Genomic DNA, 15,212 nt, shown 5'->3' with positions numbered 1-15,212 from the left:
TCTTAAAAGCAACGCCTACATGAACCTAGACCGTCGCCTTCTGCTTGACTTGCAGGGCACTTTTTTTCCGCAAGACTCGCTCCAAACGGGGGCGATTATAGCGTTGGATCATGATGAATGGGCAGTTGGCCAATAACGCATAGGCGATCATCACCCAGCCCGCCCACGTAGGATTCCAGAGGAAAAAGAACGGTGCTGGAACAATCAGCAGCCAATGGGTCAGCTCTGCTCGGCGTGTTTCGATGACGAATTTTTCCAGATAGTCCTTTTGTTGCTGATCCAAGCGAGATTTGTCAAAGCCTTTTTTGGCAATCACAGTGCCGTCGGGCAATTTGTCTTTCCACTGACGAATACGAAATACCTCCGCCCAGATCCTACCGCCTTTTTCAAAGGCAAAAGAATGGAACCAGTTGGTATGACGTTCAAAAAAAGCATCACTGACTTTGCGCAAGCCAAACGAGATGCCTAGATGAAACAGCAGCCAAGCCAAGCTGTCTGTAAAGAGCAAGAGCAGTGGAGATAAGGTGATCAGCGGCATGTGCATCGCCTCCTATAAATTGATTTTTCGTCCTTTCCAGGTCACGGATTTCAACAAATGGGTTTGGATCCATGACCAACCAAATAAGCCTAGGAAAAAAAGAAAGTAACATGGGAAAAAAAGCAGCAAGACTCGGTTGAAGTTGCCGACACGGCGGGCAAAGCACAGAGTTTGTCCAAAATAAGCAGCATAAAAAAGCAGTCCTAGCCAAAGCGGTTCCATCAGAAATGGTGCCGCCAGTACCCCAATGCCGCCGCTGATCCACAAGATGACACCCGCCATGATCAAAGGGTGAGTGAATTGCGAAGCAGTGGCAAAGTCCTTCGTCCAGCCTTGAACAAGTTGACGAACACCAGCTGGATACATCCGAAAGGCCAACAGGTCTTTTCCACCATACAAGGTGATCGGCAAGCGTTTTTTCTTAAAGCGTCTCGCTAATGCTAGATCATCTAAGATTCCTTGTGGCATGTCCTGATGCCCATTGGCTTGAAGGTACGCTGTTTTGCTGCACAAGATACACGGACCAAAGGCGCCGCCGGCTGAGAGTTTTTCGCCTACGATAGAGAAACGGTTCAACCCGACAGGTAAGATGACATTAAAGACGGCAGATAGTTGTTCATACAGGCGCTTCGTTTGATGATAGGGCTGCACCGAGAGCAGGCCTTGTCCCGATCGCTCCTCATACGCAGCGAAAAGGCGCTCTAAGCCATCTTCTGCTAGAAAGAAGGTATCGGCATCCAAAAATAATAGATACTTGCCCACCGCTTGTGAGGCGCCTAACCAGCAAGCCGCCGCTTTCCCAGCAGAATTAGCAGCGGTTTTCAAGACCGTCGCACCGAAGCAATTGGCACAGGCGATCGTCTCGTCTTCCGATCCGTCATCAACCACCAAAATCTCCACAGGATAAAGGGTTTGCTGCTGCAAGGATGCCAACAATTGCGGCAAATTTTCTGCTTCATTGCGGGCGGGGATGATGATCGACAATTCTGCCCTCTCCTTCAAGTCTTTGGATGCGGCTGTCTCCTTGCGGGTGGGTATCGTCGGCAGGCGAAAAAAAATCAGCCAGCCTGCCAGCCAAGCAGCGCAAATACCAGCGAGCAGCAGGTACACAGTCATCATCCTTTCTTGTCTTAGTGTTCTCTTTTGGTGATCATCTCACTGACTTGCTGGCCACTAAGGGTCACCATCGGCATGCCGGCACCGGGATTGACCGTACCGCCAACGAAGTATAGATTTTCGTAGCGTTCGCTGTGTTTCGGGTGTTTAAAGCCATGATTTTTCTTGCGATTAGAGACTGTGCCGTAGATGGCGCCGCGATGTGACAAATAATTCTTTTGGATGTCTTCGGGTGTCCAGCGGTCTTCATACACGATGTGCTTGCGTAGATCCGTTAAGCCCATGTTTTCCAGCTTGATCAAGATCCGTTCACGAAAGGCATCGTATTCCGCTTCCGTAAAGGGTTTATCCTGCAAATAAGGGATATGAGGCAAGATTTTGATGTTCTCATGCCCTGCCACTGTTTGCGAAGGATCGGTTTTGTTGGCATTGACCAAATAGATCGTTGGGTCTTCCGGCAGCTGATGCTGATGGAAATTTTGATCAAAGTTTTCTTTTGAGGCATTTGAAAAGAAAAAGTTGTGGTGCGCTAGTTGCGGATAGGAGGTTTTGACCCCTAAGTGCAAGACAAAGCCAGAACTTGCTGGTTCAAATTTTTCTTCCAGTTTTTGAGTAAAGGTCGGCGCTTCTTCTAACAGCTCTTCATATGCCGGGATCACTTCCATATTGGAAACAAAATAGTCCGCTTCGATCAACGTACCATCATCCAAACGAGCGGCACGGATTTGTTCTTGTTCAACGATCAATTTTTCCACTTTATGTCCCGTATGGAAGGTCACACCGATCTCTTTTGCTAAGCGAACGATGCCTTCGGCTAACCGATGCATCCCGCCTGGCACGTACCAGACACCTTGGGCATGCTGCATGTAGATCATCATGTTCAAGACGGCTGGGGCGTCATAAGGAGACGAGCCGACATACTTGATAAAATAGCTCAGCATGTCTTGCAGCTGCGGATTGCTGACACGTTTTTGAATGGCATCATGCATGGAAGAGAAATAATCAAAGCCTTTCAGCGCTTTGATCACGCCGTGATACTTCAAGATTTCTTTCGTGGTATCTAAGCCTTTCTCGAAATAGCCTTTTTCCGTGATATCATAAATCTTTTGCGCATAGTCCAAAAAGTCTTGGTACTCTGCCATGTCTTTTTCCGACAAGTGGGGGTTTTCCTTTGCCATGCGGGCAAGATCGCCATAGAGATCAATCTTGGTGCCGTCGGGGAAAAAGGAGCGCCATTCCAATGGCAATCGGCGAATCGCAACATAATCCGCCATATCGCGATTGCTGCCAGTAAATAATTTTTCAAAAATCTGCGGCATCGTCAAAATCGAAGGACCTAAGTCAAAGCCGAAGCCGTTTGTTTCCAGTCGGTTCAATTTGCCACCTAAATGGTGATTTTTTTCATATAATGATACATCAAAGCCATTTTGGGCTAATGAGACCGCCGCTGATAGACCACCAAGTCCGCCGCCGATCACTACAACTGTTTTTTTCTCATTCATTGAGTCGCTCCTCGTTTGCTTTAATAAACGTCCCTATTTAGCCAATTCTTTTCACCGAAACAGACGGTTGCGTCTCACTGCAACTGCGTGTCTTCGCACTATTTTGGCATTGGCCACTTGAATCAAAGGATCGTTTTTCTAGATAATTCTATAGTATCACACCTTTGAAAAAATGACGGGGATGAGCCTACCGGTCAACTGATGCTGTTTTTTCTCAACCATGATTTCAGCGAATGAAAAAACAACCTGCTGGAAAAGAAAGGAAACCCGGTCATTTCGTCCATTCCGAAAATATTCTTTTTATAACAACAATTATCAGAATAGTTGAACATTTTTGACGTTAATACCAGCGAAAAACAAATCTTCGTATGGTTACGAAAAAACGCGTTTGAGCCAATTTGGAATATCCTGTACACTGAATGTAGCGAAAGTCCTTCCCCCAATCATTAAAAAAAACAAAAGGGCCTTCTCAGTAAGACATTGCTTAACAGTGACTCTTTTTGATAATGACACGTATTGTCGCCTTTTCCTAACACTTATAAGGAGTATTGATATGAACTTAAAAACGATCCAATCAGCCGAAGAATATGTAAACTTTTTTGACGTAGAATTTATCCACTCTCCCTGTTCTTATACACACCCAAAAATCTTTAATTTTTATCTCTCTTTGCGCCAACGATTCTTGGCGATCTATGAACAAGACGAGGGTACTTTTTTCGAAAAAATGTCGTTGCTCTTAGATATCGACGCACAGCTGCAAATACTAAAAGAACTTTATGTTTTAAAAATTTCTTCTCTAAACGAGTATACGGAAGAAGAGATCATTCAGCTGACGGTCAAAGACAAAACCTGTTTCTATCGGGAATTGACCGGTCTTCAGCTAAACCAAAAGGCGCCTTGGAGTTTGATTTACTTAAGTGAAGCCCAATGATTTCGCCCACATTGATCGATTGAATTGAAAACCGCTGGTTCCAAAGGCTTGCATCCGTACCTGATGCATTCCCCACTTCCCCTTCCCACACTCCTGCACAGCTGCGGAGAGTCAAGCCATTAAAAAAGAAAGCATCTTTCCTTCTCACTGTCTAAGCAGTGAAGGAAAAATGCTTTCTTTTCATGTAAAAGGCCCTTTCTAGCAACTCTTTAGGTCAAAACAGAATGGGAAACTAGAAGAGGTCTTTTAGGGCAAATTGGCGGGTGACGTTAGGATTGATCCGTTCAAGCAGCCGATTCCAGTCAGAAGAAGAAGGGATCGTTTTGAAGACGATACATTCAACGATATCTCGAAATTCGGTCGCATGCTCGGCATAGTTCGTCACTAGCAGATCAATGGTATTTTGTTCTAAATACTGAGCATTGACTTCCCCTGAGTCAGGATAAAAGACTTGATGGGATCGGCTAAAATAGCGGTTGGACCAGCCCTCAATGTACTGAACGATATTGTTATTTCCTTCGAAGATAAAGGCGATATTTTTTCGGGGAAACCAATGACGTTCTCGAACAGATTCAATAAAAATCACTAAGTTTGCACAAAAATCCGTCAGATACTCCACAGAATAAAGAGTGTGGTACTCGCAACTACTTTCTAAAAACTCTCGGTAAGCAGCAAACTCCTTAGAAAAAGTTTTCTTAATAAACGCATTCACATCATAAATATTACGATTGGCCGAAGTGGATAAGCACTCCTTCAATTTGGCAGAAGTAAAAAAGGATTCGATCAGAATCTGATCTTCTTTAGGCTTTTTCGACGATACATTCAACATCTGATAAAACTCGTTGGTCAACGTGCGAATCTCGGTCCAATGATTATAAGAAAGACAAAACTTTTGTTCGACGATCACATTTTGCAGTTTTTTCTTTGTGATAATACCAACAAACAAAAAGATAAGTTCATCGTTCGTCAATCGACATTGAAAGTACTTTTCAATAATGCCATTGATTCGCTGAAAGTGCATCAGCTGAATACTGTGTCGCAAGGCGTGGTACAATTCGTCGTTGATTTGCACAGTTTTGCCTTGCATAAATCGCTCAAGCGAAATATAAAGTAGATACGTATATTGTGAAAACGAAACGGTGTGATAACTATTTTTGTCAAACATCCTGCCGATTTCCGTTACTGCCTGTTGGACCGCAGCTGGCGGAAAGACAGTATGGGGTGTGCTATCCGTTTCATAGAAAAAGGTACAGAAGAAATTGCGGATATCTGCTTCTTGTCCAACGATATTCAGGGGATCTAGTGCTAGTTGGAGATCAAAGCGTGCCAGTTGTTCATGAATGCGCTGCAAGTATTTTGATAAGGTACTCTTGGATAAAAACAAGCAGTCCGCCCACTCATCGATCGTCTTTAACTCTCCAATAAAAATATTTTCCAATAAAATAAAGAGCGGTTCATTCGCTAAAAGCGAGGCTTTTTTCTTTTCATACTGTGAATAATCAAATAGTTCAAACGAATAGCCTTGATTGGTGGAAGTGATCAGGATCAACCCACAGAAATAATCATTAATCTGACTGATGTCTTTGCCAATCGTCCTTGTAGTACTACTTGTTACTTCAGCCAAATGGCTGGCACTGCAAATTTCATTTTTTTCAAATTCACTTAGAATCTGCAGCCATCGGACGGTCGATTTGCTTGTGACAAAACTCAATTGAAAATTTTTCAAACATAAGCTCCTTACTAAGAATTTCTTTTTTGCGGCTAATTTACGCATGAAAGGCGCCTAAGCAGTCTCATTATATCGGTTTTCATCCTACATAAAAAATCGGTTTTTTCATAGACTGATGAAAAAAAGCGTTGTGTCCAGACTACTGTCTTATAACAATTATTTTATCGGCTATTAAAAATAGTGCAAGGATTTCGCTTTTGCTTTCATCAGATTCTGCTTAAGAAATAAGAAAATTCTTTGTATCATTTGCTTCATTTTGAAAAAAAGCTGCTATGTTGAAAATCACCTATGTTTTCTTTATTTGTCTAAATGTGTCTGTCATGATGTTTAAAAGCTGTTCATATTGCGTTTCTTGACTTACTTTTTTCATCTGCACGTTAAAGTCCTGTTCAATAAATTGTTTGGGTATCAACTGATCCATTTCTATTTTTGAAAGCCTCTCGGTACATTCCGCTAACAGTTGGTAATCCTTTACGAGTGTTTGCGGCAGCTTGTATGTTTGTGTAAAAAAGGAATAGCTCGCATTCTTTTGAATCGTTAGTGCCACCTGCTTTTGAATCAAATAGTGTAATTTTTCTAATTGCTTATCTGTGACGGATCGTTCACCGTTTTGTTCAAATAATTGACAGTAATAGTCTAAAAATTCGCTATTGGCCATCACTGCCTCAAAATCCGTTTTATTTATTCTCATAAAATGTTCCCCTCTTTTTTTATTTTATGCATCACTGTGTAAAACATTCTTTTCGTTTAACAGAAAAAAAGAGCAGCTCATTTATCTCTTCTACTTTTTTATGGTTAATCATTTCTTGTTAGTTCTTTTCAACGATCAATACTGATTAGAAAAAAAGGAGTAGACTTATAATTGATGCACTTCCTGATTATTCGCTCCCCTACTTCGTTAGCAAGTTTTTATTCGTAGGGGTAACAACTGTAACGATTTTGCTTCTCCGCTCATCATCAATAGCATTCGAACCTACCATTTGTGCTGCTGGCTGACCGATCTGTTCACGCCAGTTTATGGGTTAGCAACTGTTACGGTTATGTGAAAATTATAAAGAATCTATGCACGATTTTTTTAAACATTTTTTCGGTTTTCATGAAAAAAAAATTAAAATCGTTGCTCCCAAAAAATTGCTGGAAAAAGACAAAAAAAGAAAGTATCCACGATACTCTCTTTTCGGCAATCCTTATTTTGTTAAAAAAGCGATTGGATCGACCAATTTCGCTTGGCTCAAGCTAGGCGATGCACTGACTTCAAAGTGCAGGTGTGCGCCTGTGCTATTGCCCGTACTACCCATGAGCGCAATCGTTTCTCCTTGTTCCACTTGTTGACCAACCTTCACAAGGTTCTGTTGATTGTGAGCATAGAGTGTCGTCATCCCGTCCTCATGGAGAATCGCTACATAATTCCCCCAAGAAGGATGAACCTCTGAACGGATGACCGTTCCAGATTGACTCGCCATGATGGGTGTCCCAAACGCTGCGGCAAAGTCAACGCCCCGATGAAAGCTTCCCCAACGTGGGCCAAAAGTAGAAGTGACAACGGCTTTTTCAACAGGAAAAAGATACGTCTCACTTGCGGTCACATCAGGTTTTTTCTGATCATAACGGGTCAACGCATAGGCTTCGATCAATGCGGTCAGCTTTTGATCATACGCGGTATCAGTGGCATACCGACCAGTCAAATAATGGGCAGCTTCTTGATAAGAAGCCGCTTCTGATTTCCATACACCTTTATAAAAATCAGACTGCTGTCCGACCCCTTCTTTCAACAAACGAGCATAGTCCATCAATGACTCTTTGTACCCAGTATATTGGCGGAACGTTGCCGTGATTGTGTAGTGATTTCCCGAACCATCATCTTCTTGTGTCCGAAAAGCAACACCCTGTCCTTGATAGGTTCCTTTGATACCAAAGAGATTAAAGTACGGCGCCTGACTCAATCTGCTTTGACCGCCACCTGATTCTAAAATAGCCTGTGCAATCATGACAGAAGCGTACAAATCATTTTTCAAGCCAATATCTCGGGCATCTTCGCCGATTTCTTGGATAAAATCCCACACTTCTTTTACTGGTGTGACCGTCCAGCTCGTTTCGCTACCTTGCTGCGTTATAGGATCGGATTGACTTGGCCCGCTTGGTGCTTGGGTACTTGGTGGTATGATCGGAGACACAGCCGCCGGTGTTTCTTGACTTGCATCACTGTTTGCTTCTGGTGTCGGTTGCGTTTCTACAGGTTCTGACGGTTGGGGCTTCTCTGGCTGCGTCTCAGGTTTGGGCGCTTCAGGCTTCGTTGGTTTTTCTGGTTTCGGTGCTGGGGTTGGTTCTTCTGGCTGAGAAGGCTCTGGCTTACTCGGTAGTTCTGGCTCTGGTTTCGGCTCTGGTTTCGGTTCTGGCGTCGGTTGGGGATCTGGGGTTGGTTCTTCGGTTTGCTCTGTTCCCTCCGGCGCTGTCTCAGATCCTTCTGGTACACTTTCTACAGGTGCCGATCCTTGCTCCGAATCGGACACTTGTCCTTCCCCTGCTGGAGCAGTTTCTTCAACCGTCCCTGCTGTGCTGCTACTGTCACTTTCTTGTGCAGCTGTTTCTGATGTTTGGGCAACGATCGTACCTTCCGATGCAACAACCGCAGCTGAAACTGGCACACCAGCTAAAAGTTGTCCGCAAACAAAAAGAAGCGCTACCCCTTTTTGCGAATGCTTCATAGGCGATTTCCTTTCTCTCCTTTTTTCACTTAACAACCTCTATCAAAAAAACATGTTGTCATCCAAATAGTAAATAAATATCAATTCTCTTTTATTATACTACGCTTCGTTTTTTCGACTCAAGCAAATGACTCCCGTGCTTGTCAAAGAGAACGAGTTGTTGGAAGAATGGGTCTACTGGTAAAGGATCACGTTTTGCATCCAATTCGTTATCGAGTCTGGGTTGCAGCTTTTTCTTTCTGTTGCCTAAGATCCTCTGGCGTCATCAGAAAAAAACACAGTTTTTCAAATGGGCAACTGCCAGTTGAAAAACTGTGTTTTTATCGTCTTTTCTTGCTTCATTAGCTTTTTATCTAGCGTTTGGAGCCTTTCTATTAGCGCTTCGTTTTCTCAAGTTTATGTATGATTTTTGGCAATTGGTTTCTCAGGTCCTTGCTATACTTACCGTGAACGATTGATATTCCCGGAAATGTTCTGCTGGTAGTCAGAGTCTTCAAGGCACTGTGGCAAGAACGCCTAACAGTTGAACGTTTCATTCTCTGTGTAAATGATTATGCTATAATTATTTAAACTTATTTTTCGGAGGCTGACATGAAAACATTTCAATTAAAATTCATGCGAAATCGTACGTTGATTCGCTGGCTGCAATTGTTGAATGAATTTGAGAAAAGTCCCTCCCGTACACTGGGAGAACTCGCTGAAGTGACCGAGAGCAGTACGCGTACGTTGATTACTGACATTGCTAGCTTGCGAGAGTATTTTAAAGGGGCTATGGCGATCCATACAGCAAAAATCGGGTATCTTTTTGAAGAAATCGATCATGATAGGTATCGAAAGCAAAAGCAAGAATTGATAAAAGATGAACCGATTTTCCAGATTTTAGAAAGTATTTTTTATGATGAGCAGCAAACCCTCTTTAATTGGAGCTTAACGCTTAATATTTCTGAACAAGCGCTGATCAGCTACTTCCGGAAAATACAGCCATTTTTATCCCCTTTCGGTTTAAAAATCAAAACGGATCCCGTCTCTTTGGCAGGTTCGGAGATCGATATACGAAAATTTTTCTGTCTTTTTTACTACGAGTCTGACATTAATGTCCACACGTTATTTCCCTCGATCCATGTACAAGATGCAGTGATGGAAATCACTGACCTTTTGGAAACGAAGGCCTTACAGAGCTCTTCGTTTTCTTATTTTGCGTATATCCTTTATATTAGCGTGGAGCGCAGCAAACGCGGTTTACTTGCTGCCCCCTCTCCAGAACTAAGCGAGTTAGTTAAAAAAAATGGTTTACTTTCAAATTATGAGGACCTTAAAAAGATTATCCAGCGTTATTTTACCTTTGAGTTTCCTCAAGAAGAAGCAATCTATCTTTTGACTTGCATCATTTGTCGTCGCAAACTCAACACCGATCTAGAAACAAGCAAAGTGTTTTGTCTTAACTATAACCACTGGCCCGCGATCAAACAAATCACTGCTGATTTCTATGCCCAAAATCGCGGCAACAGCTTTGATGAACAAAAAGATTTGCTTTGGTTAGAGTCATTCTTCACTATTTTCAAGCTTCGTGAGTTGTTATCGCCAACGATGAACGTCAACATCGATGATTTGAATGCTTTCGTCAAAGAAAAATTTGCGGCTGAATATAAAAGAAATCGCCAGTTTTTGCTCTCACATCCTCTTGTGAAAACACTCTATTCTTTCGACCATTTGGATGATTTTTGTGCAAGTCTCACCTTCCACATGGAAGCCATCATTGAAGAGAATTGGGGCACACGGAGAACTATAGCTGTTATTTTTGAAGGTAACGAGTATGTTTGTGAGTACGCCGAAAGTATTATCCGAAAATATCTTGGCGTTTATCATGAAATGTACTACCCTGATTCAAACGAACTCTCCCACGAGTATTTAAAAGAAAAAAACATTAATTTTCTCATTACTAACTACTCCGAATACGCCACTGAATACTTACTGGATGTTGAAAGTGTCTTATTAAAATCAATACCCGACGCTGCCGATTGGAATTATCTTTTGAATCGAATCAATCCGAGAATTTTGCGGTTGGTCGTTCTTGATAATACGTAGTAATTCCAATCATTCACGCCGCTTCTCCAAAGAAAGAGAATTGATATTTCCTTGTCGCCTTTAAACGAACGCCTGACTAATCCTCCCATATAAAGCTGTTCTTTTTTAGTGGAAGCAGCTTTATATGGGACTTTTCCAATGAATCAAGTACGCTTTTTCCTTCTACGCCGCTACTATCAGCAATCATTGCTCTTTGGATTGATCTGCACTTAAAAATGTCCGTTTCGTAAAAGCCAGTGCGCCTACGAGGGTCATGAGTACGATGATTGGATGAGAAGATGCAGACAAGATCCCCAAAATCGCCGTCAACAGCGTGCCCGTATAACTCAAACCGACTGCCCATTGCTGAAGCCTTGAAAGCTCTCGCAGCTGCCCTTTAAAGGCCACCCCCAGCATCATTGCTCCGACAAAAGATAAAAGACCAAAAACTACATGTAAAAGTAACATTCTTTTTCCTCCTTTCTTAAATGTTCACATCGATCGCTTCAGCGATTCGTCTGCCGTATTCTGGGTCCGCACGGTAAAAATGCAAGACCTGCCGTTCTTTGATCTGTTGATTTTGAACCTGTCCCAAACTTCCCGCAATCGTTTGAATTAAACGTGTTCGTTCTTCTTCTGAGAGCAAACGATAAAAATCACCTGCTTGGCTATAATAGTCTTCATCGTAATCAAAGGAACCGATCTCTCCTTCTAACGAATAGTGGATGCCCTTGGCATGCGGGTTTTCTTTGATGCCATCGAAACTGTTCGGTTCATAATTGATCCCTGAAGAATTCGTTTTGGTATTCATGAAACCATCCTGTTGGTGATTATGGACGGGCGCTTTTGGCGCATTGATCGGCAACTGGCTGCTATTGGGTCCAACTCGATAACGATGCGCATCACCGTAAGCAAACAGCCGACCTTGCAATAGTTTGTCCGGAGAAAAATCAATCCCTGGAACGATATTGCCCGGTGAAAAAGTGACTTGCTCGACTTCGTTGAAATAGTTCTCTGGATTGCGATTCAAAGTCATTCGTCCCACTTCAATGAGCGGATAGTCTTTTTGTGAGACTGTTTTGGTCACATCAAAAAGATTGACGGCAGCTGACCAACCTTCTTCAAAGGGAATGATTTGAACATAGAGTGTCCAAGAAGGATACTCCTTTGCCTCAATCGCTTTATATAGATCTTCAATATGATAATCAGGATTGCTTCCCGCAAGTTCTGCTGCGAGTGCCGCACTCATGTTCATAATGCCTTGATCCGTCCGAAAATGATATTTCACCCAAAAGCGTTCTCCCTCTGCGTTGAGCCAAGCGAATGTATGGCTCCCATACCCATGCATATGACGAAAGGTTGCCGGTAAGCCCCGATCCCCCATCAACAGGCTGACTTGATGGAGGGATTCCGGTGAATGAGACCAAAAATCCCATACCGCCTCTGGATTTTTCAAGTGCGTTCGCGGGTCTCTTTTTTGGGTATGGATAAAATCAGGAAACTTCAACGGATCACGAATAAAGAAAATCGGGGTATTATTGCCCACGAGATCATAATTCCCCGCTTCCGTGTAAAATTTAACCGCAAACCCCCGAGGATCGCGCAACGTATCCGCAGACCCTAGTTCTCCGGCAACCGTTGAAAAGCGAATAAACATCTCCGTTTCTTTCCCGATGGCTGAAAGAAACGCCGCTTTCGTGTACATCGTTACGTCGTTTGTTACTCGGAAGACCCCATGAGCCCCCGCACCTTTCGCATGAACGACCCGTTCGGGAATCCGCTCACGATTAAAATGTGCCAGTTTTTCTAGCAAATGGACATCTTGAATCAACACTGGGCCACGGCGCCCCGCTGTCAAAGAATTCTGGTTATCCGCTACACTGGCTCCTTGTGCAGTCGTCAACTTTTTTTTCATATCTTTCCTCTTTTCTCTATAAAATCAGTCAAGTGCAATTACTCTCAACAAAATACTTCTAATTAGTACAAAAATTATCATTATTCTTAAAATATATCAATTTATTTGCTCGAAAATAAGAATTAATTCAGATTTTTGACCATTTCCCAACTTTTCTATCGAAGTATCCAGGTTTTGCAGCAAGCCTCATGAATAGAAGGAAGCACAAAAAAGCAGTGAAGCGTTGGCTTCACTGCTGCTTTGCGTTCAATTCGATCCGAGACCACTCTACTGGCGATCAATTATTTTTTGCTGCCTGCTGCTTATTCGGCAGCTTCAATATCCTTGGCGATTTTTGCGACATCGATCTCCCGCTGCAAATAGTCTTGGTTGTCGATAGGAAAATGCTGACGAAATTCGGCTAGTTCCATCAATTCGACTTCGCCAGCTGCCACTTCAAAGTCTAAGACATGACCAGCAAATGTGCGATCATCACTAATAAAATGCAAATGGAAACCGGCGGCCGCAGCACCGTGGAACAGCAACGGGGTAAAGAACCCGACGATCGTGCCGCTGATATCTTCTGCTTGAAATTCCGGCTGATGCTGGATGATCTCAATGAATTTTGGGTACGGTTTTTCTTGCTTTGGGGCAACGCGGACGTGCATCTTGGTAAATACCCCATGAATCTTGACAGCGGAAAACAAATTCGGGCTGACTTCTGTCAGGACGTGGTTTTTCACTTCTTCATCGGTCATTTCTTGGCTGACCTGCAGGTGCTTCGCCGCAGAAAAATCAACGACTGCCGCATAGGGGGTTCCTTCATTTCCTTGGAGCACTTGTACCTTGCCCGACTCGTCTACATGGTAGATTTCACCATCTAAAATAATCACTTCACCATTGGAACCAGCCAAAGTACCAATCCCAAAATTGCCATATTCAAGCATTTTTCCGATTTGCTCCGTGCCATCCATTAAATCCTGCATCAACCCACCTAGGGTGCCATGCTGATATAAATAACTTTTGTTTTTCACTTTCATCTTGATGCTCCTTTGGTCTTAATAAAATTGATCAGGTAGGATCGTTTTGCCAAGATCGGCATTGTCTGAATAATCCACAGGGATATCAATGATCACTGGACCATCCGTTGCAAAGCCTTCTTCGATGGCTGCCATCAATTCTTGTTTGGTGGTTGCCCGTAAGCCTTTGGCACCAAACGCTTCGGCATATTTCACGAAATCAACTGGTCCAAAATCAACCCCAGAAGCACGATCATATTTCATTTCTTCTTGGAATTTCACCATATTGTAGGTACCGTCATTCCAAATCAAGTGAATGATGTTTTGTTTCAAACGGACGGCTGTTTCTAACTCTTGGGCAGAAAACAAGAAGCCACCATCGCCAGATACAGAGATCACTTGAGTATTTGGTCGCACGAGCGCTGCCGCGATCGCCCATGGCAAAGCGACCCCTAAAGTCTGCATGCCATTACTAAAGAGCAGATGCCGTGGCTCATAACTGCGGAAATGACGGGCCATCCAAATGTAGTGGCTGCCGACATCCACCGTCACCGTCATGTCATCGGTCACTTCTTGTTGCAAAGCATCAATGATTTCCAGGGGATGCAAGGTATTGTTGCTGCCTTCGACATCCGCTGGTTTTTCATTGAGTTTGGTTTGCAGCGTCGTTAAATAGTTTTGAGCGTCTTCGGTCAAGTGATACTGATCGATGGCTTTTGATAGTTGTTCAATAATTTTCGCGATACTGCCCATCAGTTCAACTTCTGGCTGCATAAATGGATCGATCTCCATCGGTACTTCATCGATGACGATCACGCGGGCATCTTTTTCCGCATTCCAGTTGCGAGCTTCGTATTCGATCGGGTCGTACCCCACAGCGATCACTAAGTCGCTGCGTTTCAACAGCATATCACCAGGCTGATTGCGGAACAAGCCGACGCGGCCAAAGAAATGCTCTTCTAATTCACGAGAAATGATCCCAGCGCCTTGGAAGGTCTCTACGACAGGCAACCCAGTTTTTGCAACTAAATGACGAATCGCTTGTGTTTCTTTCACGCCTGAAGCCCGCATTCCTAAGAGTAAGACAGGCAGTTTGGCTTCTTTGATCCGATCGACGAGTGCCTGGATATCTTCTGCATCGGCACTGCCTAATTTAGGCGAAGATAGTGGTTTGATCGCTGCCCCTTGAACGGTTCCGTCCGTCACATCTTGAGGAATGGATAAAAAGCTCGCCCCTTTTTTCGCTGTTTTTGCGATGCGAAAGGCGTTGGCAATACTTTCAGAAAGGGTTTCAGGATCTTGGACTTCACTGCTGAATTTCGTGATCGGCGCAAACAATGCCGCATTATTCATGCTTTGGTGGGTCAATTTTGAAAGGTCAGAACGCTTCACTTGTCCTGCTAGTGCCAGGACGGGATCACCTTCGGCAGTTGCCGTGACCAACCCAGTCGCTAAATTACTGGCTCCTGGTCCACTTGTCGCAATGACGACTCCTGGCTCTCCTATCAGGCGACCGATTGCTTGTGCCATAAATGCCGCGTTTTGTTCATGTCGTGCCAAAATCAACTCTGGTCCCCGATCACTCAACACGTCAAATACACCATCGATTTTTGCACCGGGAATCCCAAAGATATAAGGCACCCGATGATTTTCTAAACTTTCAACAATGATTTCTGATCCTTTTGCGCTCACTGTATTACCTCTTTTCAAAAAC

The 15,212-nt window shown here is 43.5% G+C and carries 12 protein-coding genes; 2 read left to right on the top strand and 10 right to left on the bottom strand.

Going from position 1 to position 15,212, the window contains the following annotated elements; genetic code table 11:
• Window positions 1-25: 25 nt before the first annotated feature.
• The 3 genes from IGI94_RS00950 to IGI94_RS00940 are packed head-to-tail and all read right to left on the bottom strand — an operon-like array spanning window position 26 to window position 3,156.
• On the bottom strand, window positions 26-544 hold the full coding sequence (locus tag IGI94_RS00950; RefSeq protein WP_438899309.1) for a glycosyl-4,4'-diaponeurosporenoate acyltransferase: 519 nt from the start codon (window positions 542-544) through the stop codon (window positions 26-28).
• Between the two features lie 6 nt (window positions 545-550).
• Window positions 551-1,657 carry a glycosyltransferase gene (locus IGI94_RS00945; protein WP_086372523.1) on the bottom strand — a complete coding sequence of 369 codons (1,107 nt, stop codon included), beginning with the start codon at window positions 1,655-1,657 and terminating at the stop codon, window positions 551-553.
• A gap of 11 nt (window positions 1,658-1,668) precedes the next feature.
• Window positions 1,669-3,156 (bottom strand): phytoene desaturase family protein, encoded by a 1,488-nt coding sequence (locus tag IGI94_RS00940; protein ID WP_301387523.1) that lies wholly within the window; start codon window positions 3,154-3,156, stop codon window positions 1,669-1,671.
• Window positions 3,157-3,709: 553 nt separating this feature from the next.
• Here IGI94_RS00940 and IGI94_RS00935 point away from each other — a divergent pair.
• Window positions 3,710-4,087 carry a DUF7006 family protein gene (locus tag IGI94_RS00935; RefSeq protein WP_005232663.1) on the top strand — a complete coding sequence of 126 codons (378 nt, stop codon included), beginning with the start codon at window positions 3,710-3,712 and terminating at the stop codon, window positions 4,085-4,087.
• Window positions 4,088-4,319: 232 nt separating this feature from the next.
• Here IGI94_RS00935 and IGI94_RS00930 read toward each other — a convergent pair whose 3' ends face one another.
• From IGI94_RS00930 to IGI94_RS00920, 3 genes are all read right to left on the bottom strand, one after another.
• Entirely contained in the window at window positions 4,320-5,813 is a 1,494-nt protein-coding gene (locus IGI94_RS00930; RefSeq protein WP_438899308.1) for a helix-turn-helix domain-containing protein, read from the bottom strand.
• Window positions 5,814-6,102: 289 nt separating this feature from the next.
• Window positions 6,103-6,507, bottom strand: a complete 405-nt coding sequence (locus tag IGI94_RS00925) for a hypothetical protein (protein WP_061053586.1) — start codon at window positions 6,505-6,507, stop codon at window positions 6,103-6,105.
• Between the two features lie 496 nt (window positions 6,508-7,003).
• Window positions 7,004-8,521: a peptidoglycan DD-metalloendopeptidase family protein gene (locus IGI94_RS00920; RefSeq protein WP_438899307.1), complete on the bottom strand. Its 1,518-nt coding sequence runs from the start codon at window positions 8,519-8,521 to the stop codon at window positions 7,004-7,006.
• A gap of 591 nt (window positions 8,522-9,112) precedes the next feature.
• On the opposite strand from IGI94_RS00920, the gene IGI94_RS00915 reads away from it, so the two are divergent.
• Window positions 9,113-10,606 carry a helix-turn-helix domain-containing protein gene (locus IGI94_RS00915; protein ID WP_077453056.1) on the top strand — a complete coding sequence of 498 codons (1,494 nt, stop codon included), beginning with the start codon at window positions 9,113-9,115 and terminating at the stop codon, window positions 10,604-10,606.
• Window positions 10,607-10,789: 183 nt separating this feature from the next.
• On the opposite strand, the gene IGI94_RS00910 is transcribed toward IGI94_RS00915, so the two are convergent.
• The 4 genes from IGI94_RS00910 to alsS form a co-directional block, all read right to left on the bottom strand.
• Window positions 10,790-11,053, bottom strand: a complete 264-nt coding sequence (locus IGI94_RS00910; RefSeq protein WP_005232670.1) for a hypothetical protein — start codon at window positions 11,051-11,053, stop codon at window positions 10,790-10,792.
• A gap of 16 nt (window positions 11,054-11,069) precedes the next feature.
• Window positions 11,070-12,500 carry a catalase gene (locus IGI94_RS00905; RefSeq protein ID WP_086332875.1) on the bottom strand — a complete coding sequence of 477 codons (1,431 nt, stop codon included), beginning with the start codon at window positions 12,498-12,500 and terminating at the stop codon, window positions 11,070-11,072.
• A 302-nt stretch (window positions 12,501-12,802) separates the two neighbouring features.
• Window positions 12,803-13,519 carry an acetolactate decarboxylase gene (gene budA, locus IGI94_RS00900; RefSeq protein ID WP_005232672.1) on the bottom strand — a complete coding sequence of 239 codons (717 nt, stop codon included), beginning with the start codon at window positions 13,517-13,519 and terminating at the stop codon, window positions 12,803-12,805.
• Window positions 13,520-13,537: 18 nt separating this feature from the next.
• Window positions 13,538-15,190: an acetolactate synthase AlsS gene (alsS, locus tag IGI94_RS00895; protein WP_438899306.1), complete on the bottom strand. Its 1,653-nt coding sequence runs from the start codon at window positions 15,188-15,190 to the stop codon at window positions 13,538-13,540.
• Window positions 15,191-15,212 lie beyond the last annotated feature (22 nt).

The sequence above is a fragment of the Enterococcus sp. AZ149 genome (genome assembly GCF_051714285.1).
Taxonomy (GTDB): Bacteria; Bacillota; Bacilli; order Lactobacillales; family Enterococcaceae; genus Enterococcus_D; species Enterococcus_D entomosocium.
The sequence above is the reverse complement of the archived record's forward strand: the minus strand, read 5'-3'. Positions and strand labels throughout refer to the sequence as shown.

Bases quoted from the DNA above. Each gene is read 5' to 3' on its own strand.
- budA (WP_005232672.1), bottom strand. From the start codon at position 13,519: ATGAAAGTGAAAAACAAAAGTTATTTATATCAGCATGGCACCCTAGGT.
- IGI94_RS00920 (WP_438899307.1), bottom strand. From the start codon at position 8,521: ATGAAGCATTCGCAAAAAGGGGTAGCGCTTCTTTTTGTTTGCGGACAA.
- IGI94_RS00905 (WP_086332875.1), bottom strand. From the start codon at position 12,500: ATGAAAAAAAAGTTGACGACTGCACAAGGAGCCAGTGTAGCGGATAAC.
- IGI94_RS00925 (WP_061053586.1), bottom strand. From the start codon at position 6,507: ATGAGAATAAATAAAACGGATTTTGAGGCAGTGATGGCCAATAGCGAA.
- IGI94_RS00910 (WP_005232670.1), bottom strand. From the start codon at position 11,053: ATGTTACTTTTACATGTAGTTTTTGGTCTTTTATCTTTTGTCGGAGCA.
- IGI94_RS00935 (WP_005232663.1), top strand. From the start codon at position 3,710: ATGAACTTAAAAACGATCCAATCAGCCGAAGAATATGTAAACTTTTTT.
- IGI94_RS00945 (WP_086372523.1), bottom strand. From the start codon at position 1,657: ATGATGACTGTGTACCTGCTGCTCGCTGGTATTTGCGCTGCTTGGCTG.
- IGI94_RS00940 (WP_301387523.1), bottom strand. From the start codon at position 3,156: ATGAATGAGAAAAAAACAGTTGTAGTGATCGGCGGCGGACTTGGTGGT.
- IGI94_RS00950 (WP_438899309.1), bottom strand. From the start codon at position 544: ATGCACATGCCGCTGATCACCTTATCTCCACTGCTCTTGCTCTTTACA.
- IGI94_RS00915 (WP_077453056.1), top strand. From the start codon at position 9,113: ATGAAAACATTTCAATTAAAATTCATGCGAAATCGTACGTTGATTCGC.